This is a genomic window from Vibrio sp. Isolate34 (assembly GCF_022397915.1).
GTDB lineage: Bacteria > Pseudomonadota > Gammaproteobacteria > Enterobacterales > Vibrionaceae > Vibrio.
Genome location: NZ_JAKEUO010000008.1, coordinates 119,955 through 141,664, shown reverse-complemented (window position 1 = coordinate 141,664; position 21,710 = coordinate 119,955). Strand labels below are relative to the sequence as shown.

The following is a 21,710-nucleotide window of genomic DNA, read 5'->3' as shown; positions in this document are numbered from 1 at the left end:
TTTACTTCACCAATAAATGTTGACGGTCGAGAACGTTAGTAATGTGACGGAACCAGTGATCAGAGATTCTTGCCTTGTCTTCATTCCAACCAATGTAACCACGGCTCTCAAAGTAGCGCAGAATCCCGGTTATTTCCGCAATGCTTAACTGAGTACACTCAGACAGTACCTCAGGAGACGCAATCTCCAGTTGCACGATAGAGCGCAACACAGCCAACATAGGCTTCGGCATGTTTTCCAACTCTTGTGCTTCAGGCACGTGGAACAGTCTCACGACGGCCTGATCCGTCTCTTTGTTTCGATTCAAAGACAAACGGAAGAAACGCAGTGCCACAGTCGGGTTACCGTCTGAGTAGTGCCACAAGATGCGATAGAAGCCTTGGCGCGCGCGCTCTTCCTCTGACATCTCATCTTGGTCCCACTGTTTAGGAACGACCAAACCATCGAACGACAGTGGCTTTTCTAATTGTGTGTTAATACGGCTTGTTAGCAGTTCACCGACTTGCTTCTCTGTCCAGCGAGGTAGGAAGCACACCAAATCAAACAACAGACGCTCACCACGCGCTCTGTCTACAAAGCGCCAGCTCGATTTCGCAATCGACATCACAATGCGGTGGTTCTTTTTAGAACGACGCAACAAGTTGGTTAAACGAATCAAATCAGATAGGCCGCCAACCATAGGTTTAACAAGGCGCTGCGCATTATCAATTGCGATTAAGTAAGTTGTTTCACTCTTACGTAGGTGCGCCAAAATTTGAATCTCAGTCGCTTCCTCTTCTAAACCAATACTCACCGCTAGGTGACAAAGCAGCTCTTGGTAACCCGCATAAGGGCAACTTACGTAGATAGGCTCTGCGTTCGATACCTTGTGCAATAGGGTGTAAAGTAAAGTCGTTGAACCAACGCCACGCTCGCCCGACAAAATACAAATCGCAGGGCTGTCAGACATCAGATAGCGAGACAACTGTTTCACTTCATCGCCCGCATAGTCAATCAGCTCACTGTCGATGGATCCAGGTAGAATGTATTCGTATGTTTGATCGCCTTTAATACGCACTAAGTTTTTCTGATTCTTATCGAGGTCAGACTGCTTAGCGACTTCAATCCTAAACAGATAAGCCAGTGCTTGACTGAATACTGTGTAGTTTGAAAGCAGCGACATGATGCGATGCTGGAAGTGATAAACACTCAACCAAGCAATACCAAGCGTAGTCGCGATGATATTAAGTAAAAAAGTATCTTGGCGATTCACCGCCCAATTAACCCACACGGGGCGATCAGAGATATGTTCTAGGCTATTGAATACCTTCGCTCTCCATAATCGAAGTACCGAGATGGTCACCAACACAAACCAAAAGAATAGAACGCTGTAAATCCAACTGTAGATGGTGCCTTTACCCAGCGTGATGCTTGAGATTTGCAGAATCACACCAGCAACAATGGAACTCCATACGTAACGGCGAATCGTTGAAAGACGTAGCGCAATGACTTCTTTGTTTGAGGTACGTCCCATGCGGTATGCAAACTCAAGAATGAAGCTGATTGCGATCGAGCCACCTAAAATCCACCACGTGAAGATCTCAAGGAATATCAGATGTTGCAGGCTAGGGATACTTGATAGCACACGCAGAGACAGGGTGATAGCAATTAACCAAGCAATGGCTCTATCCGCACGGCTCACATACCAAATTAAACGAATCAGGAATGGAGGGTTTGGTTTCGCTTCAAGCAGGTTAACACGAAACAGTTCGATCAACCTTTTACTGTTCGCTAGCCACCACACCAGCGCAAAATAGATGAACAGCACTTTTAACGCTGCACCAATCACAGGAACCGGAGAAATAAAGATGTCTTTAATAAGCGCTTTGAAGCTGCGTATTTGGAAATACACCAAGTATTCGACGTTTAGCTTTGTCAGTTCCCACTCTTGCTTGAACTGGGTAACACCGTAAGGACCAAAACCGGTCAAGCGTTCTCTGTTGCTTGTGGTGCTTTGCTCCAATAAGTGCTGCTTGCTCACATTCAAACTGTTCAACGTGACGTAGCTAGACTCTACATCGAACCACTGTTTTGGCTCGCTGTTTTCACGATAGGCCTTAAGTCGTTTATCGAACGTTGCTATTTGCTGATTCTGAACACGTAGCACTTCAGCGAGCAATAGGTTTACCTTGCGCTTATCTGACGCCTCCATAAAAAGAAGGTCGGGAAGCTCATCGATACGATTACTCAGATCTTGGGCAATGTGAGAGACCTGAGGTTGTGATTGTAATTCATATTCCAAGTTGGCATGACTCGGCCATGAGAGCATGGCTAATATGAGGAATAAGAAGCGCGGTAATGAACGCATAAAAGTCTCTTAGAATTATGAGGTTAGGATTACTATAGTTAGATAATCTAGCTTTGTGAAATCTCATGCATTAATGAGGGCGAGTACTTTATCCCCGAATCTTGGTGTTTTATCATGAAACTGTCAGGCGTTAGACTAGTATTTGTGCATTAGAGGGTGCTGTGAATAGCTATGTATAAAGAAGCTTTGGTTTTAACGGATTGTTATGCGATATATTGAATTATTTATAAGAGATATGTCTTTATATAAGGCGGATTTTACTCAGTGGCTTAATACTTTATATGTTGCACAGTTTGTCTATTTATCGCTCTATAAATAGAAATCAAAAATGTGAGTTATCTCAAACTATGATTTAGCTAGGTTATCGCTCACTTATTAGCGGGTAATTGCAATCAATACTTGCAGTTAAAGCCCTGAACAAGTAACGTTGCGGCGTTTTTCACATTAAAAAGGTAAAGGCATTGATCTCCACAGCAAATATCACCCAACAATTCGGCGCTAAGCCACTTTTCGAAAATATTTCAGTTAAGTTCGGCGAAGGCAACCGCTACGGTTTAATCGGCGCGAATGGCTGTGGTAAATCGACGTTCATGAAGATCCTATCTGGTGAACTAGAGCCGACTTCTGGCAACGTAAGCTACGATCCAAACGAGCGCGTTGCTAAGCTAAACCAAGACCAATTTGCTTACGAAGAATTCACGGTAATCGACACGGTTATCATGGGTCACAAAGAGCTTTGGGCTATTAAGCAAGAGCGTGACCGCATTTACTCTTTGCCAGAAATGAGCGAAGAAGACGGCATGAAAGTAGCCGACCTTGAAGTTCAGTTCGCTGAAATGGACGGTTACATGGCAGAAGCGAAAGCGGGTGAGCTTCTTCTTGCTGTAGGTATTGAAGAATCTATGCACTTCGGTCTGATGAGCGAAGTAGCACCAGGTTGGAAACTTCGTGTTCTATTGTCTCAAGTACTGTTTGCAGACCCGCATATCATGCTTCTTGACGAACCAACGAACAACCTGGATATGGACACCATCAAGTGGTTGGAAGATACGCTAAACCAACGTAACTGCACAATGATCATCATTTCGCACGACCGTCACTTCCTAAACTCTGTTTGTACACACATGGCTGACCTTGATTACGGCGAACTTCGTCTATTCCCAGGTAACTACGATGAGTACATGACGGCTGCGACTCAAGCGCGTGAACGTCTACTGTCTGACAACGCTAAGAAGAAAGCACAAATTGCTGAACTTCAAACGTTCGTTTCTCGTTTCTCTGCTAACGCATCTAAAGCGAAGCAAGCAACGTCTCGTGCTAAGCAAATCGACAAGATCCAACTAGACGAAGTTAAAGCGTCTAGCCGTCAAAACCCATTCATCCGTTTCGAACAGTCTAAAGAGCTATTCCGTAACGCACTTGTGGTTGAAAACCTATCTCAAGGTTTTGAAGAAGACCTATACAACAAGTTCGACGGTATTTTCGAAGTAGGTGAGCGTGTTGCTATCATCGGTGAAAACGGTGTAGGTAAAACAACACTACTTAACACGCTAGCTGGCGCTCTAGAGCCACGCACTGGTGAGTACAAGTGGTCTGAAAACTCAAACATCGGTTACTACGATCAAGATCACGCACACGATTTCGAGACAGACATGAACCTGTTTGATTGGATGAGCCAATGGCGCCAAGAAGGCGAAGACGAGCAAGTTGTTCGTGGCTTCCTAGGTCGTATGCTGTTTGGCCAAGACGACATCAAGAAGTCTGTAAAGGTTATCTCTGGTGGTGAGCAAGGTCGTATGCTTCTTGGTAAGATCATGATGCACAAGCCAAACATCCTTCTTATGGATGAACCAACGAACCACATGGATATGGAATCTATCGAAGCGCTTAACTTGGCTCTTGAGAACTACAAAGGCACATTGTTCTTCGTATCTCACGACCGTGTATTCGTAGACTCTCTAGCAACTCGTATCCTTGAAATCAAAGATGGCAAGATCAACGATTTCCGCGGCACTTACGCTGAGTTCTTGAAAGCACGTGGCTAATACCGTGTAGCGAGAGCTGATACGTAATAACACGTTAGTGCGTATTCAAAATTAGAAAGGCCTCTATCTTAGCAATCAGGTAGAGGCCTTTTGTTTTTCGATTCCCAATAAATCAACTTGCTTGCGTTAATCACTAGTACTTAAACTGCGCGACAATCTTCTCTAGCTTCACACTAACGTTTGACACCTGTTCACTGCAACGTACTGATCCAGAAACTACGGTATAGGTATCACTGGCAAGGTGAGCGATGTCGCTGATGTTTCGGTCGATCTCCGCAGATACCATGGATTGCTCTTCAGACGCAGTCGCAATCTGGCTGTTCAAGTCGAACATCTCCCCAACCTGAAAGTGTATTCCTTCAATCGCGTTAACCACATCTTTAGTTTGGTGCTTAACTTGTTCGGTTTGTTCTAAGCTTGCCGACATCTTAGCGACAGTCTTGGCAATACCGGACGTCAAACCATGGATAGTCGATTCAATCTGATGAGTCGAGTCGTTAGTCATTAGTGAAAGCTCTCTCACTTCAGACGCCACGACAGCAAAGCCTCGTCCATGGTCGCCAGCACGTGCTGCTTCAATCGCGGCGTTAAGGGCAAGTAGGTTGGTTTGTTCTGCAATCCCCTGAATAGTCGTAACGACCTGATTGATCTCACGGCTTTGCTCTTCCAACTGCACAATTAAATCTTGCGATTCTGCGATGTTTTCTACCAAGACATTAATACTGTCGTTGGTTGATTGTGTTTCTTGAAGCGCTTGATGTGCGTTGTCTTTGATCTTCTCGGCATTGGCTGCTGCATTTTCTATGTTCGCAGTAACCTCATTGCTGGTCATCACCAGCTCATTAACTGCCGTCGCTACTGATTCAGATTGTTGCTTCTGCTTTTCAGCATTACTCATACTTTTGATTGCCGCTTCTTCAGAGCTGCACGAACTATCGGTCAACACCGTCATCACACCAGACAACTCTTTAATATTGCCATGCAGCTTATTGATGAAGGTATCGAACGAATGCGCTAGTTGCGCTAGCTCGTCGGTGCCTTTAGCATTCATTCGAACCGTTAAATCGCCATCTCCGTTGGCAATTGACTCCATCATCACGTTTATCGCTTTGATACGACCTAGGATGTTGCGACCGATGAACACCAATAACAGAGAAAGCAGAGCGACGATAGCGGCGCCAAACAGATGCAACATGTTTTGTGTGTGCTTAACTGCTGCTGTAATCGCTTGGCTTATCTCATTCTGCACTTCTTCAATGGCTTGTTCCGTTTGATGAACATTGCTACGTAAGTCGCCTCTAAGCCCCAACTCTGCAGACAAACCTAGATTGCTGTTAGCAATCAACAACGTTTCAACCGCAGCCTTATATTCGGAATAGGCTTGTTCAGTCGCAATCGAAGTTTGGGAGTAGGGTTCAAACTCAACAAGAGCGTTGGTTAACGCTGCATTCGTTTGGCTATTAATATGTGCGAGGTAATGAAAGTCTTTTTCGGTCAGCTCTAATAACGCAAGTTCTAGTGCCAAACTTGATTCTGATTCGATTACTGATTTCAGCGCTGTTCTTTTTCCATCGAGAGCTGCGACAAAGCCCAAAGGTGGGGTTGTGCGTTCAATGTCGTTCACTTGATTGACGATCTGGTGGAACTGTTTCTGGTACTGATGAAGGGTATCGGAGATCTTTGTCATTTTATCGGTCAGGTGAAGTTCGTGCGAGGTTAAGGTTTGGTTCAACGTCACCAATCTTTGATTCAATGTGTCGGCGGTTTTATCGAAACGCTCTGCGTATTTTTGATCGTGTCGGGACAAGAAGTCTTTCTCATGTCGCCTAAGCGTTAATAAATCAACTGAGCTTCTGAGGTTTTCGGTCGCAGCGATCTCCAATGATTCCAATTTGTCTAAGCTGAATTGCTCGTAGATGGCATAGATAAAAACAGAAATAAACAGGGTGAGGTTGATTAAAATAAACTTACTGCGAATAGAAAGAGACAGCAAACGATGCTGAGATTCCAATGGATTGTTCATGGTTAACTCCCTTTAGCCGATGACATTTCATATCCATCTATGTTTAATAGTTATAAGATACATTTAAGTGATGGATATGTAACTAATAGCCTATGGGGTTGTTAAAGCAAGAAATTAGATTGAATAGGATTAACACCTTATTAATTCAAAGGTTTTGTAGGCGCATTATAGAAAGTAGATAATCTTGATGGTAGGTCAATAGTTATAAGGGTATGAGAGAATCGGATAAGGAGGAAAGTAGGATAAATGGCAAACAAGAGGTGCAGCCTCTGATACGAATCTGCACCATTAATCATTAGATAAGCACTATTTGACGCTTACTGGTGGTTTACTGATCGCCTTTGACATCAAAGCTAACCTTGTCTGCACCAGTAAATACTTGGAAGCGCAAGCCTTTAGCACGAGCGATCGTCGTAATGCCAAACTTCTGTGCTAAGTCTAAGCCCATTTGTGTGACACCTGAACGTGATAGCAGAACAGGAATACCCATTTGCGCTACTTTGATGACCATTTCAGAGGTTAGACGACCTGTGGTGTAGAAGATCTTATCTGCGCCATTTTCTTTGTTAAGCCACATCTCACCCGCTAGGGTATCAACCGCATTGTGACGGCCTACATCTTCCACAAACGACAACACTTGATCGTCTTTGCAAACAGCACAACCATGAACGGCACCCGCTTTTTTGTAGGTGTCGTTGTAATGAGTCAGCGCTTCTAGAGCTGTGTAGATTTCAGATTGCTTAATCTTGGTTTGAGGCACTTGGTAATCTTCCAACTGCTTCATCACGTTGCCATACATGGTGCCTTGGCCACAACCAGACGTTACGGTCTTCTTCTTCAATGCTTGTTCAAGTTGGCTGGTATCTTCTTTGGTAATAACCGCTGCAGAGCTGGTTTCCCAATCGATGATGATTGATTCAACGGCTTCTGGGTCAGACAGGAAGCTTTGGTTTTTCAAATAACCTAGGACTAACGCTTCCGGGCGCGAGCCTAATGTCATCAGCGTTACGATCTCTTTCCAGTTCAACATCACGGTAAGAGGGCGCTCGCACGCAATTTGTTTTGTTAGCTTTTCGCCATATTCATCAAACACTTCAACTTCGATGGTCTGAAGTGGGTTTTCACTGGTTTTTATTATGTTTGGTTTTACCACAGTCACGTCCTACTTAATGAGATAGCGATTTTAAGAGATAAGAAGTTAGGCAAGAGTCATCATACGACTCTTTAGAATACATGCGTTCTCTGTCTCTTAGTCAGTCTTAGCTTTAACTCAAGCATTTAGCAATTCTCATTCCAAAATAGCGGCTATTCGAGAAAACATGAAGCATTCGATTAAAATAGAGCAAAATATGAGAGTTCACGGGTAGAGCTGTCTGAATTTGCGCGTATCGACTACCGTTATAAGGGTGACTGATTAACAAAAGCAGCGATGTTTGTTGATATAGGTTAGCGGTTATTGGCGTGTTTATTGCTTTATAGGGCTTATATGATTGCGCTCAGTACAAAATGTCCTAAGTGCGTTCAGACCAAAGAAAATCAATTGGGTGAAGTATGTCTGAGACAAAAGAATTCAAAGAACAATATGAGAAAACAGAAGCAGCTTGGCCTATCGGCGTCCAAAGAATAGAGAAAGAGATCAAAACGGGTATCTGGGTTACCACTCAATGGGAATTGACCGGATTTGAACTGTCACCAGAAGACGATACTCAAGACGTGTGTTTGCTTCAGTTACACAAAGACGAGCGTACTGACTACCGATTCAATTTAAGCTCTCAGCAGCCAAAGCTTTTCTTAGTGATGGATAATGTCGATTCAGGCGTTAAGCCAATCATTCAATTGCTGACAGCCTCACAAACCGTTGCAGGGCAATACATGGACGGAGATAACCAAGTACTGTCTTACGACATGCCTTTGCCTGTACAGGCCTGGATGGAAGCCTTTATCGGCCGTCATGGTGAGTTGTTAGAGGCAAGACGTAAGAAACGCAAAGGGGCGGGCAGATCAAATGGCAACTAATTTCTTTAGCCGTTGGTCTCAACGAAAACTCGATGACTCTGCCGATCAAGCGCCACAAGCAGAACAAACATTAGAAACCGAACAAAAGCTTGAAGATGTTCAAGTGACGCCCTCAGAGACTCCAACTTCTGAAACTTCGTCTGATGCACTTTCTTCTGCTGACGTAGAAACATCTGAGTCATTAGAAAACGCTCCAGATACTGAGATTGAAGCCACACAAGATGGAGTAACAGAAGCAAGTGAAGATTTGTCTGTTGCTCAACTATTGGTATCAGAAGCCTCAGAAAGCGTAAAAAAAGCCGCATTGCGTAAATTATTCCTCTCAGAGGAGTTTAATGTGCGTGATGGCTTAGATGATTATGATGATGATTACAGCAATCTTAAGTCACTTTCCGAAGATGTCGCTGAAACATTACGTGATTGGGTCAAAGATAAGACGGAAGAAGAACCAGCTGAGGAATCGTCTCAAGATATTGAAAATAAAGAAGAAGACTCAGTTGATAACGTTGAAGAAGCGGAATCAGAGCTTGCTGAAAGTGACGAAATTACCGGGCAAGAAAAAGAACTGTATAAAAACACAGTGCCGAATAATAACGATACCGAATCTATAGAAGATGACTTAAAAGAGGTGGGACAAAATATACCACACAAAGAATAGGTACATTTTGACTAAACACTCAATGAGCCGCTTGCGACAAAATGTCCCAAGCGGTTTTTTTATTGTTCAAACAGACTTAAATTTACGCTAATTCATTGAAAATAATGAATTATTAAATTGGCATGGCATTTGCTAAATATCGTTCATTATCAACTTTTTTGTAGATAGTCTGAGTAAGGTTGACTGGATAATGAATAGCTAGCGAAACCGTTAGTTGTTAACTGATTACTCAGCAAGTTCTCTAACGCTAACTACAATGAAGGTTGTACAGACTATCCATATCCAAAGATGGAACTGAGCAATGCTTAAACAATTATTAGAACAAGCAACTTCAAATAACGCGAAAGCAAGGCTGTATGCATTTGAAAATACAGTTGAGTTAACAAACCTGATTCCACCGACAGTTAGTTATGAAAGCGGTGGTAATACGCTGATTATTGGTCCAACGGCGATCATAGAAAGTGCTGCGGCGCAATTGCCTCAGTTAACAAGCCTGACACTGCTTTCAACCGATGGTGTAAAAGCGACGAATACTGAGTCAGAGCTTTACTACGCAAACGCAGTTCAAGTTTCTGGTTTCCTTGGTACGTTCGAAGTTCTTATCGAAAGCAAAGGCCTAACCAATAACCTAGCGAAAGTGGCGATTAATCATGACTGCTTCGATGTGGTTTTAGATTTATGCCTAAGCAGCTGTATGACTGAAGAAGTGCCTGTTCCTGGTTATTACCCAGTAGGGCGCGGTTATCCAAAACTGGCTGAAGCGTTAGAAGAGATTCCTACGCTAATGGGCACGTTTGATAAGCCTAAATTCTTCCGTTTAGACACAGACCTATGTGCGCACAGTTCTCGTGGCGTGAAAGGTTGTGAGCGTTGTGTTGATGCTTGTCCTGCTGGCGCGCTTTCAAGTGAAGGCTCAGATAAGACGGGTCACAAGATCGAGATTAACCCTTACCTATGTCAAGGCGTGGGTACTTGTGCAACGAGCTGTCCGACAGAAGCTATCTCTTACGCATTGCCTAATCCTGACGATACTCAAAAATTCATTGAACGTACGCTAGCTAACTACGAGCAAGCGGGCGGTTTGGATCCAATCGTACTTATCTGTAGCTCACGTCATGAAACCTACAACGTGATGGCGCTTAAAGCGCTACCAGATAACGTGATTCCGATTGTTGTCGAAGAACTACCTTCTATTGGTATCGACACTTGGTTTGCAGCTCTCGTCAATGGCGCGACTCAGGTTCTATTTGCCGCATCTCGCTTTATGCCAGAAACGATCATTCGAGTTCTGAATAACGAAGTAGGGATTGCACAAGAGCTACTAGACCAAATCGGTATTCCAAAAGAAACCATCGATATTCTGTACTTAGAGTCTCTACGTGAAGGTCCTCCGACACTGTGTGTTGATTCGTTCGACCTAGCACTTGGCGATCTTCACGGTAATAAACGTCAACGTCTGTTCACTGCACTTGATGCGATGTCTTCGGCTCGTATTCCAGTTGAGAACATTGTTGAGCTTCCATCGAATGCGCCATATGGCACGGTTTCGTGTGAAAGCAAAGATTGTACGTTATGTATGAGTTGTGTGGCTGTGTGTCCGACACGTGCACTTCATACCGATGGTGCTTCTCCATCTCTTAAGTTTGTAGAACAAGACTGTATTCAATGTGGTCTGTGTGAAAAAGCATGTCCTGAGAATGTTCTGACTCTAACTCCTCGTATGAACTGGGTGAAAGAGGAACGTCAGAAAGCGGTTGTTATTCATGAAGAGAAAGCAGCGGAATGTGTGCGTTGTCATAAACCATTCGCTCCTAAGTCTATGATTGACATGTTACAGAACAAGTTACGCGGTCACTCTCACTTTTCAGATGAAGCAGCGATTAATCGTATTGCAATGTGTGAGGACTGTCGTGTGGTGGATATGTTCGATTCAATGGCTCAAGACCCATTGAAACAATTGAAATACTAGGAGTTAGCCTTGGAAACGAATTTGGATCAGGCACAAGAACAGACACTAAGAACTGAAATCTATTTAGTTCTATCTGCGCTGTTTCGTAGCGCACCTTCTGAAGAGGTGATCGACTTCCTTAAAACACTAGATATTGAAGCGTCTGAAAGCGCAATGCAAAAGGCTTGGATTGCGATTCAACAAGCGGCAACAGAATCAAACCGTGAAGCTCTTGAAGACGAATATCAAGACCTGTTCATCGGTATTGGTCGTGGAGAGGTCGTTCCATTTGGTTCTTGGCATCGCACTGGCGCCATGATGGAAAAACCATTGGCAGAGATTCGTCATGATTTAGAGCTTTTAGGCATTGAGCGTGATGATCAAGTGAAAGAGCCAGAAGATCACATCGCAGCATTGTGTGAAGTGATGGCCATGCTAACGGCTGAAGAAGAAGCCCTGCAACAAGCGGTATTCAATAAACACCTTGGCCCTTGGTTTAACTCTTTCACGCGTCAGCTTGAAGGGGCAGAAGGCGCGAACTTCTACAAGTCGGCCGCTCAGCTATGTGAAGCATTCCTAACGCTAGAGCAAGTGCGTTTTAGCGTGAATACAAAAAGCAGTAAGCACAAATTAAAGATTGATGTGAAAAACGTCACTGATTACGAGTAATCGAGCAGTACGCGATTATATCGATAGAGGGGCATTAAGCCTCCAAAAAAAGATCTACCGTAAGGTAAGGAAGCAATGATGAAAGATAATAAAGATATAAATACAAGCCGTAGGGACTTACTCAAAGGCTTGACGACTGCAGCCGTAACTGGTGCCGTTGTCGCTGGTACAACTAAAGTGGCAACCGCTTCAGAAACTGTTGAAATTTCGAAAGAAGACGTGAAGAAGACTGGGTATCGTGAAACGCAACATATTCGCGATTACTACGACACACTTTAGGAGATAACGGATGAAACTTGTCAAACGCTCCGATAGTGTGAGCAAAGAAACCAATCAGCTAGGCGTGTCTCGACGTGCCTTCATGAAAAACACTTCATTAGCTGCTGGTGGCGCAGTGGTAGGCGCAAGTCTATTCGCACCGGGCATGATGAAGAAAGCACAGGCTAAATCAGTCGATCCAGAAGCGAAAACAGAAGTGAAACGCACTATCTGTTCTCACTGTTCTGTGGGTTGTGGTATCTACGCTGAAGTTCAAAATGGTGTATGGACAGGTCAAGAGCCTGCATTCGATCACCCATTTAACGCTGGTGGACACTGTGCGAAAGGTGCAGCACTTCGTGAGCACGGCCACGGTGAACGTCGTCTTAAGTACCCAATGAAATTGGAAGGCGGTAAGTGGAAGAAGCTTTCTTGGGAACAAGCGATTGAAGAGATCGGTAACAAAGCGCTAGAACTTCGTAAAGAGTCTGGCCCTGATTCAGTTTACTTCCTAGGCAGTGCGAAACACAGCAACGAGCAAGCTTACGCATTCCGTAAGATGGCGTCGCTTTGGGGCACCAACAACGTTGATCACCAAGCGCGTATTTGTCACTCAACCACAGTAGCCGGTGTTGCAAACACTTGGGGTTACGGTGCAATGACAAACTCGTTCAATGACATGCACAACTGTAAATCGATGCTGTTCATTGGTTCAAACCCTGCAGAAGCTCACCCAGTAGCGATGCAACACATCTTGATCGCGAAAGAGAAGAACAACTGTAAGATCGTTGTTGCGGATCCGCGTCGTACGCGTACTGCTGCGAAATCTGATCACTATGTATCACTTCGCCCAGGTTCTGACGTTGCGTTTATCTGGGGTGTGTTATGGCATGTCTTTGCTAACAAATGGGAAGACCAAGAATTCATCCGCCAACGTGTATTCGGCATGGACGAAATCCGTGAAGAAGTCGCGAAGTGGAGCCCAGCTGAAGTTGAACGTGTAACAGGCGTAAGCGAAGAAGACGTTTACCACACAGCGAAACTGCTTTCTGAAAACCGTCCGGGTTGTATCGTTTGGTGTATGGGTGGTACTCAGCACACGACAGGTAACAACAACACACGTGCTTACTGTGTACTTGAGCTTGCGCTAGGTAACATCGGTAAATCAGGCGGCGGTGCAAACATCTTCCGTGGTCACGATAACGTACAAGGCGCAACTGACCTTGGCGTACTATCTGACACACTTCCAGGCTACTACGGCTTGTCTGAAGGCTCTTGGCGTCACTGGTCGAAAGTTTGGGATATCGACTTTGATTGGATCAAAGGCCGTTTCGACGACAACGCATACGGCGGTCAAAAACCAATGAACAGTGCAGGTATTCCTGTCTCTCGTTGGGTTGATGGTGTACTTGAAGACAAAGACAAGATTCGTCAACGTGAAAACATCCGCGCCATGTTCTACTGGGGTCACGCAGTGAACTCTCAGACTCGTGGTCCAGAGATGAAGAAAGCGATGCAGAAGCTGGATATGATGGTTATTGTTGACCCATACCCAACGGTTGCAGCGGTAATGAATGATCGTACTGACGGCGTTTACCTGCTACCAGCGACGACTCAGTTTGAAACCTACGGCAGTGTAACGGCATCAAACCGTTCTCTACAGTGGCGTGACAAGGTGGTAGATCCTCTGTTCGAATCTAAGCCTGACCACGAAATCATGTACCTTCTTTCTAAGAAGCTTGGTTTCTCTGATCAGCTGTTCAAAAACATCCGTGTTGAGAACAACCAACCATTGATTGAAGACATTACTCGTGAATTCAACAAAGGTATGTGGACGATCGGTTACACAGGTCAAAGCCCAGAACGTTTGAAAGAGCACCAACAGAACTGGCATACATTCCACAAAACGTCTCTGGAAGCAGAGGGCGGGCCTGCAAATGGTGAGACTTACGGTCTTCCTTGGCCATGTTGGGGTACGCCAGAAATGAAACACCCAGGCACACATATCCTTTACGATACGTCTAAGACTGTCGCTGAAGGTGGTGGTAACTTCCGCACTCGTTTCGGTGTTGAGTTTGAAGGTCAAAACCTACTGGCTGAAGACAGCTACTCGAAAGGCAGCGAAATCAAAGATGGCTACCCAGAGTTCAGTGACAAACTACTGAAACAACTGGGGTGGTGGGATGACCTAACAGCAGAAGAGAAAGCCTCTGCTGAAGGTAAAAACTGGAAGACCGACGTTTCTGGCGGTATTCAACGTGTGGCTATCAAGCACGGTTGTATCCCGTTTGGTAATGCAAAAGCGCGTGCGATTGTTTGGACATTCCCAGACCGCGTGCCACTGCACCGTGAGCCGCTTTACACACCACGTCGCGACCTAGTTGCTGACTACCCAACATGGGATGACAAAGAGGCGATCTTCCGTGTACCTACGCTTTACAAGTCGATTCAAGAGCAAGACAAATCTGGTGAATACCCGATTATCCTGACTTCTGGTCGTCTGGTTGAGTACGAAGGTGGTGGTGAAGAGACACGTTCTAACCCTTGGCTAGCAGAACTTCAACAAGAGATGTTCGTTGAAGTAAACCCGAAAGACGCGAACGACATCGGCTTTAAAGACGGTGATGATGTTTGGGTTGAGGGTGCTGAGAAGGGCCGAATTAAGGTGAAAGCGATGGTTACACGTCGTGTGAAACCGGGGCTGGCGTTCATTCCATTCCACTTCGGTGGCAAGTTCCAAGGCGAAGATTTGCGTTCTAAATACCCAGAAGGCACTGATCCTTACGTTATTGGTGAAGCTGCTAACACAGCAACCACATATGGTTACGACCCTGTCACGTTGATGCAGGAAACGAAAGTAACCCTTTGTAATATTCGTAAAGCGTAAGGAGTCTTAAAATGGCTAGAATGAAATTTCTTTGTGACACCAAGCGTTGTATCGAATGTAACGGTTGTGTCACTGCATGTAAGAATGAAAATGATGATGCTTTGGAATGGGGTATTCAACGTCGTCGCGTTGTCACACTGAACGATGGCGAGCCGGGTGAAAACTCAATCTCAGTAGCGTGTATGCACTGTACTGATGCACCTTGTATGGCAGTTTGTCCTGCAGACTGTTTTGAACATACAGAAGACGGCATCGTACTTCACAATAAAGATCTTTGTATCGGTTGTGGTTACTGCTTGTTTGCTTGTCCATTTGGTGCACCTCAATTCCCTAAACAGGAAGCGTTTGGTGAGCGCGGTAAGATGGACAAATGTACCTTCTGTGCTGGCGGTCCAGAGACAGAGCCAGGTTCTGTTGAAGAGCGCCAAAAGTACGGTGCAAACCGTATTGCTGAAGGCAAACTGCCAATGTGTGCTTCGCTTTGTTCAACCAAAGCACTGCTAGCGGGTGACGCAGAGAAAGTTTCTGATGTTTTCCGTCAGCGTGTTGTTGAACGTGGTGCGAAAGGTGCAGGTTGGACAGACGGCAACGACCTTTCTTACGATGCGACTAAGAGCTAAGTAGGAGAGACATATGCTTACAATGTTTAAGCGTCTCTTCCTTGTTGTGCTGCCGATGTTGGCAGCACTAATAATGCTTTCTCCTATGAGTCATGCATCTGAGACGAACTCATCACAAACTCAATCGAGCTCTGCTCAACGAGAAATCACACAACTTGCCGGTGCCGATTTTTGGCGACAAGTAAGAAATGGAGAGGAAGGTTACACCACATCTCAATCGGCTGAGCACGGTGTGTTAATCAGTGCTCCAGGTCAAACGTGGTACATATTGAAAGAGAAGTGGATGTCACCAGCCGGTGCTGTCGCTATTTTTGGCAGTATTGCTTTTGTGACTTTGATGTACGTTGTGATTGGCCCGCTAATGCTAAGTGCACCAAGAACAGGCCGTAAGATCAAACGTTGGTCTCGACTTGATCGTGCATTGCACTGGAGCATGGCGTTTACCTTCTTAACACTGGCGTTCAGTGGTTTGATGTTGGTTTACGGTAAACACTTCTTGAAACCTTATATCCCAACGGATCTATGGGGCTTTATCGTTCTACTGGCTAAGCAGTACCATAACTACATCGGCCCGATTTTCTATGTGCTGTTGATGGCTGTTCTTATCAAGTGGTGGCGCAAGTCTATCTTCAAGATGGTTGATATCCAGTGGTTCATGAAACTGGGTGGCATGGTCGGGAAACATAAAGGTTCTCATCCATCGGCAGAGTTTTCGAACGCAGGTGAAAAAGCACTGTTCTGGCTATTGATTGTTATGGGTAGTGTGGCTGCGATCAGTGGCTTGGTTTTAGACTTCCCAATCTTCGGTCAAACGCGTCGAGATATGGAGCTTTCAAACCTAGTCCACATGTTAGCTGCTTTGATCCTTATCTGTGGTTTCGTGTTCCACATCTACATCGGCTTATTCGGTATGGAAGGGGCACTAGAAGGCATGGTAACAGGCGAAGTTGATGAGACTTGGGCTAAAGAGCACCATGACCTTTGGTACAAAGAAGTGATGGAACAAGAGAAAAATGGCGTTGAACAAAGCGCTAACGCAACAACAGAGAAAACGGAAGGGGTGAATAAGAATGAACAAACCTCATAAAGGTATTTGGGTCGCTTACATATTAAGTTGCTTTACACCATTTACTTGCCTTCTCTCTGGTGTGGTTGCCATTATCTACGCGGGCTATCGTTTAGATAAAGGCGAAGACGGCGAAGTAGTAGATACCCATTACTACGGCTTGATTCGCTCGTTCTTCTTGAACCTGACCTTCTTCGTGGTGCTTATCGTAACGGTAGCAACCTCAAACGGCGTGTTAATTGGCGTGAACGATTACTGGTATCAAAACCATATTATCGATGACATCGCTTACTACATTCCATATGTCGGCATGTTGTTCGGTGGTGTTGCGATTGTGGTTTGGTTTATCCGCATGTATCAAGGTATGCAGCGTTTAAGTCAAAACCTACCGCAAAACCCGTCTACAGGACCAAACCTGTAGCGCTAACCCTTTAACGACATACCTAAAGAAAGCCCAGTGATTTATTTCACTGGGCTTTTTGTTTTTGAGCCTTTAGAGCAGTAAATAGTCGTCAGTCACTCTCTGTATCAGAACTAACTCATTCGCCGCTTCAATATGGTGCAACTCCCTTATTTGGTGCAATTGTCGGTGTGATCTTTTCTATTTTCAAGAACCATAAAAGTGCACCTAAATATTTAGACTCTAAAAAATCAATAAGTTAAAAAGAAAACCTGTTGCACGAAAATTACCCTTCGCACTTGGAACGCATCTTGCGTTTACTGTTGAGTCTTTAATTAATTACAACATTGAATCGCACGATACCAGTGCAAATCAGATAAAGCGAAGGAGAATGCTTTAATGAGTGAAACGGTGACTCAAGTTCATAGTGCAGTACAAACCCTTACCCAAAGTTCAGACACTTTATTCCTATTACTCGGCGCAATCATGGTCTTCCTGATGCACGCTGGCTTTGCGTTTCTCGAAGTCGGTACCGTACGAAAGAAGAACCAAGTCAACGCACTGGTTAAAATCCTTTCCGATTTTGGTGTCTCCGCCATCGCTTATTTCTTTATCGGTTACTGGGTTGCTTACGGAGCTCACTTTTTTGCCGACGCTGAAACGCTCTCACAAGGTAATGGATACGAACTGGTTAAGTTCTTCTTCCTAATGACCTTCGCAGCCGCAATTCCTGCGATTGTTTCTGGTGGTATCGCAGAGCGTGCTCGTTTCTATCCAATTTTGATTGCGACACTGTTTACGGTCGGTTTCATCTATCCATTTTTCGAAGGCATCATTTGGAATGGTAATTTTGGCTTCCAAGATTGGTTAGAAGGTCAATTTGGCTATGGATTCCATGACTTCGCAGGATCGGTTGTAGTTCACGGTGTTGGCGGTTGGATTGCATTGGTTGCGGTTTACTTCCTTGGTATGCGTAAAGGTCGTATCCGCGCGGGTAAACACACTAACTTTGCACCATCGAACATTCCTTTCCTAGCTCTAGGTTCATGGATATTATGTGTGGGTTGGTTTGGCTTTAACGTGATGTCTGCACAAGCGATCAATGGTATCAGCGGTTTGGTAGCGATGAACTCTCTGATGGCAATGGTCGGCGGTATTCTAGCGGCGCTTGTTGCAGGTAAGAATGACCCGGGCTTTATTCATAATGGTCCTTTGGCTGGCTTAGTAGCAATTTGTGCAGGGTCAGACTTAATGCACCCATTAGGCGCTCTGATTACTGGCGGCGTGGCGGGCGCTTTGTTTGTTTACCTATTTACTTACATGCAAAACAAAACACAGATTGATGATGTATTGGGTGTATGGCCTCTACACGGCGTATGTGGTGCCTGGGGTGGTATTGCAGCCGGAATCTTCGGCCAACAAGCATTCTGGGGGCTAGGGGGCGTCAGCTTTGCTGCTCAGATTGTCGGTACTTTGGCGGGTATCACTGTAGCTTTGGTTGGTGCACTCATTGTTTATGGTGTGCTGAGCAAACTAACAGGCCTTCGTTTGAGTGAAGAAGACGAGTTCAACGGTGCGGATCTTTCAATCCATAAGATCTCTTCTATCAACGAAGACTAACCTTGTTCACTTTGAAGAGTTAAAGCTCTTCAAGTAGAAAACATTCAAATAAAAACTAAGCGGCTTCGGTCGCTTTTTTGGTTTCTATGAATGGTAAAACAGAGAGTTTGCGTAGGAACGGTCACAGCTATCAAGCGAGTTATGTCACAAATAGCCAATGAATTCAGTTGCCTAAGACTATGGTCTAATCCCTAAAACTATTGTTGGAATTTGAACAGTGCTAAGCTGTTACAAAGTGACATATCTAAAAGGACGTTATATGCATTTCCCATATCGAAATATCGTAATTCTTACTGGCGCTGGCATCTCTGCAGAGTCGGGGATTCAAACATTCCGAGCACAAGACGGATTATGGGAAAACCATAAAATCGAAGATGTCGCGACACCTGAGGGCTTTGCAAAAGATCCTGACTTGGTACAAGCGTTTTACAACAAACGTCGTCGCGGTCTGCAAAGCGAGAGCATCCAGCCAAATTCAGCTCACAAGGCGCTAGGAGAGCTTGAAGACAAGCTTGATGGCAAAGTTACCATCATTACTCAAAACATCGACAACCTGCATGAGAGAGGCGGTAGCAACAATATCATCCACATGCATGGTGAACTCCTTAAAGCACGCTGCAGCGAGTCGAATCAGGTTATCGACCATAAAGAGAACATCGAGACAGGCGAGCTTTGCCACTGCTGTCAGATTCCCGCGCAAATGCGTCCACACATTGTTTGGTTTGGTGAGATGCCATTGAGAATGGGCGACATCTATTCTGCACTAGAAGAGGCGGATCTATTTATCTCAATAGGTACATCGGGGGTGGTGTATCCAGCTGCTGGGTTTGTGCATGATGCGAAAATGCATGGCGCACATACGATCGAAATCAACCTTGAGCCAAGTGCAGTAGAGAGCGAATTTGAAGAGAAGCGTTACGGTAAAGCGAGCATCGAAGTACCCAAGCTCGTTAAGGAACTGCTGAGCACGGAGCAAGGATCTTTAACGGCTTAATAAAGTATAAAACGATGACAGGCTGAGAGTTGCTCAGCCAGTTCTATCCGAGTCGCGTCTACCTGAAACCATTTAGGTTAAAAAAGTAGTTATCGTTTTGTGTACATCCATACAAAACACTTAAAACTCGTCTGTGTCAGATCGCTGGGCTTTTTTCATTACATACATCGCTTTATCAGATTCAATTAATGCTTGTTTAAAGTTTTCTCGTTGTGCAACTTCAATACCGTATGAAAATGATATGTCCTCATCGAGGAGTAGGTTAGTAACTTGTTTAATAAACTCCCCACCGCGACCAAGTTGAACGGTTGCTACAAACTCATCGCCGCCAACACGAAACACCATTTCATCTTCAAGTACCACCTGATTTAATGCTTGAGAGAAACGGACAATCATTAGGTCACCCTCTTGGTGCCCTTGGCGATCATTCACTTGTTTTAACCCATCTAAGTCGAAATAAATCAACTCAAACTCTTCAAGCTTAATCGCATCTAACTTTTTACGATTATATAGGCCTGTCAGCTCATCCTTCTTGCTTTGATCTTTTAAGTGGGAGTTTAATTTAGTGATACCGACGGCGATTAACAGAAAAGCAATTTGAAGTAAGCCATCTTCGAGAAAGGTATCAATGAGTTCATTTCGGTCAGCCCATTCTTCGAGATATTGAACTTCACTCGATACATCATAAAATAGATTAAAGATAAGTAGCAGTGAGCCGAGCATAAGTGTTCTATTTCGGCGAATAGAGCGGCGAGCAACAAAGCAGATATACGTCGTAATGACGAGCGTATTAGTTTCAAAGAACAGATCGTAATTAGAATCAACCTGAATAAGTGAGGTCAGCCCAAACAAAAGGAGTGACGTTAGAAGCATTAAGATCAAAACAAGTAGAGTAGCGTTTGTTGGCATAACAAATAATCCTCCGTATTGCGTCCTTTAATCTTCTATAAGTGTAGATAAAAATAAAGCGGCTTGCGCCGCTTTGTTAACCTATCAGTAACAACCTAGTTGTTTACTTTAAGTTTTTGGAAGTACTCGTCATAAATAACGCTCGCTTCACCAACTTCATCTTGCCAAACGCCGTTATCCATCACTGATTGTGGTGGGAAAACGTTCTTATCTTCAGCAAATTCTTTTGGAAGAAGAGGGTAAGCTGTTTTAACTGGAGTCGGGTAACCGATCTCTAGAGCAATCTTTGCTGCGTTCTCTGGACGAAGAAGGAAGTCGATCATTTTATGAGCCGCTTCGATGTTCTTTGCACCTGTAGGAATCGCTAGGCTGTCCATCCAGAAGATAGCGCCTTTCTCTGGCCAGATGATATCAATGGTTGCACCTTCTTGGCGTGCCATGTAAGCAGAGCCATTCCAAAGCATACCAAGAGACACTTCACCCGCTAGGTAAGGGTTAGCTGGGAAATCTGAGTTAAATACCAATACGTTTGGCATTAGCTTACGAAGTTCTTCGTACGCTTCTTTGATCTCTTCTGGGTTAGTTGTATTTGGAGAGTAACCCAGTTTAGATAGTGCAATATGGAAAACCTCACGAGAGTCGTCCATCATCATCAGCTGACCTTCCCACTGTGTATCCCACAGGTCGCCCCAGTTTTTCACTGAAGATTTGTCTAGCATGTCTGAGTTGATACCAATGCCCGTTGCACCCCAAATGTATGGGATAGAGTAGCTATTGCTTGGGTCAAATGGCTTATCTAAGTAGTTTGGATCCAAATCAGCAAAGTGGCTTAGCTTGGTTTTATCAAGCTCTTGAAGCATGCCTTCTTTACGCATCTTAGAAACGAAGTAAGTAGAAGGAACCACTAAGTCATAACCCGTACCTTGAGTTTTTAACTTAGCGTACATGCTTTCGTTCGACTCGTAAGTAGAGTAATAAACCTTAATGCCCGTCTCTTTTGTGAAGTCTTCTAATACTTCATTTGGAATATATTCAGACCAGTTGTAAAAATACAGTTCTTGGTCAGCTGCGAAAGAGGGTGTAGAAAGTAAAGTAGCAGCACACAATGCGCCGGTATACAGTGTTTTTTTCATTACTGTTCCGTTCATTTGTTTGATTTGAAGTTGGGTAGTGAGCCCAAAGTAAAAGGATTCCTAAAAATCGCGATATATTATAGCAGCGATATAATAAAATAGGCAGCCTAAGCTGCC

The 21,710-nt window shown here is 44.4% G+C and carries 17 protein-coding genes; 12 read left to right on the top strand and 5 right to left on the bottom strand.

Annotated features, from left to right (window positions below; translation table 11 throughout):
- Position 1 precedes the first annotated feature (1 nt).
- Complete coding sequence (locus tag L1D22_RS11050) at positions 2–2,347, bottom strand: AAA family ATPase (RefSeq protein ID WP_239829800.1); 2,346 nt, start codon at positions 2,345–2,347, stop codon at positions 2–4.
- Between the two features lie 461 nt (positions 2,348–2,808).
- On the opposite strand from L1D22_RS11050, the gene L1D22_RS11045 reads away from it, so the two are divergent.
- A complete protein-coding gene (locus L1D22_RS11045) occupies positions 2,809–4,392 on the top strand; it encodes an ABC-F family ATPase (RefSeq protein ID WP_239829799.1) in 1,584 nt (527 codons plus the stop codon).
- A gap of 133 nt (positions 4,393–4,525) precedes the next feature.
- Here L1D22_RS11045 and L1D22_RS11040 read toward each other — a convergent pair whose 3' ends face one another.
- Positions 4,526–6,415 carry a methyl-accepting chemotaxis protein gene (locus tag L1D22_RS11040; RefSeq protein ID WP_239829798.1) on the bottom strand — a complete coding sequence of 630 codons (1,890 nt, stop codon included), beginning with the start codon at positions 6,413–6,415 and terminating at the stop codon, positions 4,526–4,528.
- A 328-nt stretch (positions 6,416–6,743) separates the two neighbouring features.
- Positions 6,744–7,568 carry a formate dehydrogenase accessory sulfurtransferase FdhD gene (fdhD, locus tag L1D22_RS11035; protein ID WP_239829797.1) on the bottom strand — a complete coding sequence of 275 codons (825 nt, stop codon included), beginning with the start codon at positions 7,566–7,568 and terminating at the stop codon, positions 6,744–6,746.
- A 398-nt stretch (positions 7,569–7,966) separates the two neighbouring features.
- Between fdhD and L1D22_RS11030 the strand changes: the two genes are divergently transcribed.
- From L1D22_RS11030 to cobB, 11 genes are all read left to right on the top strand, one after another.
- Positions 7,967–8,431, top strand: coding sequence for a DUF3305 domain-containing protein (locus L1D22_RS11030; protein ID WP_239829796.1), 465 nt, complete (start codon positions 7,967–7,969; stop codon positions 8,429–8,431).
- Positions 8,421–9,089 carry a DUF3306 domain-containing protein gene (locus L1D22_RS11025; RefSeq protein WP_239829795.1) on the top strand — a complete coding sequence of 223 codons (669 nt, stop codon included), beginning with the start codon at positions 8,421–8,423 and terminating at the stop codon, positions 9,087–9,089. The genes L1D22_RS11030 and L1D22_RS11025 overlap by 11 nt, the downstream gene beginning before the upstream one ends.
- Positions 9,090–9,390: 301 nt before the next feature.
- Positions 9,391–11,058 carry a 4Fe-4S dicluster domain-containing protein gene (locus L1D22_RS11020; RefSeq protein WP_239829794.1) on the top strand — a complete coding sequence of 556 codons (1,668 nt, stop codon included), beginning with the start codon at positions 9,391–9,393 and terminating at the stop codon, positions 11,056–11,058.
- 9 nt (positions 11,059–11,067) lie between these two features.
- Positions 11,068–11,706 (top strand): molecular chaperone TorD family protein, encoded by a 639-nt coding sequence (locus tag L1D22_RS11015; RefSeq protein ID WP_239829793.1) that lies wholly within the window; start codon positions 11,068–11,070, stop codon positions 11,704–11,706.
- 78 nt (positions 11,707–11,784) lie between these two features.
- Positions 11,785–11,985 (top strand): twin-arginine translocation signal domain-containing protein, encoded by a 201-nt coding sequence (locus tag L1D22_RS11010; RefSeq protein WP_239829850.1) that lies wholly within the window; start codon positions 11,785–11,787, stop codon positions 11,983–11,985.
- Between the two features lie 10 nt (positions 11,986–11,995).
- Positions 11,996–14,851 (top strand): formate dehydrogenase subunit alpha, encoded by a 2,856-nt coding sequence (locus L1D22_RS11005; protein ID WP_048665029.1) that lies wholly within the window; start codon positions 11,996–11,998, stop codon positions 14,849–14,851.
- Between the two features lie 11 nt (positions 14,852–14,862).
- Positions 14,863–15,471, top strand: coding sequence for a formate dehydrogenase FDH3 subunit beta (gene fdh3B, locus L1D22_RS11000; RefSeq protein WP_004742271.1), 609 nt, complete (start codon positions 14,863–14,865; stop codon positions 15,469–15,471).
- A gap of 13 nt (positions 15,472–15,484) precedes the next feature.
- Positions 15,485–16,558, top strand: a complete 1,074-nt coding sequence (locus tag L1D22_RS10995; RefSeq protein WP_239829792.1) for a formate dehydrogenase subunit gamma — start codon at positions 15,485–15,487, stop codon at positions 16,556–16,558.
- Positions 16,542–16,958 carry a hypothetical protein gene (locus tag L1D22_RS10990; protein WP_048658737.1) on the top strand — a complete coding sequence of 139 codons (417 nt, stop codon included), beginning with the start codon at positions 16,542–16,544 and terminating at the stop codon, positions 16,956–16,958. Before L1D22_RS10995 ends, L1D22_RS10990 begins: the two co-directional genes overlap by 17 nt.
- 378 nt (positions 16,959–17,336) lie before the next feature.
- Positions 17,337–18,557 carry an ammonium transporter gene (locus L1D22_RS10985; RefSeq protein ID WP_239829791.1) on the top strand — a complete coding sequence of 407 codons (1,221 nt, stop codon included), beginning with the start codon at positions 17,337–17,339 and terminating at the stop codon, positions 18,555–18,557.
- 259 nt (positions 18,558–18,816) lie between these two features.
- Positions 18,817–19,551 (top strand): Sir2 family NAD+-dependent deacetylase, encoded by a 735-nt coding sequence (gene cobB, locus L1D22_RS10980; protein WP_239829790.1) that lies wholly within the window; start codon positions 18,817–18,819, stop codon positions 19,549–19,551.
- Between the two features lie 120 nt (positions 19,552–19,671).
- Here cobB and L1D22_RS10975 read toward each other — a convergent pair whose 3' ends face one another.
- Positions 19,672–20,460 carry a GGDEF domain-containing protein gene (locus L1D22_RS10975; protein ID WP_239829789.1) on the bottom strand — a complete coding sequence of 263 codons (789 nt, stop codon included), beginning with the start codon at positions 20,458–20,460 and terminating at the stop codon, positions 19,672–19,674.
- A 95-nt stretch (positions 20,461–20,555) separates the two neighbouring features.
- On the bottom strand, positions 20,556–21,593 hold the full coding sequence (locus L1D22_RS10970) for an extracellular solute-binding protein (protein ID WP_239829788.1): 1,038 nt from the start codon (positions 21,591–21,593) through the stop codon (positions 20,556–20,558).
- Positions 21,594–21,710 lie beyond the last annotated feature (117 nt).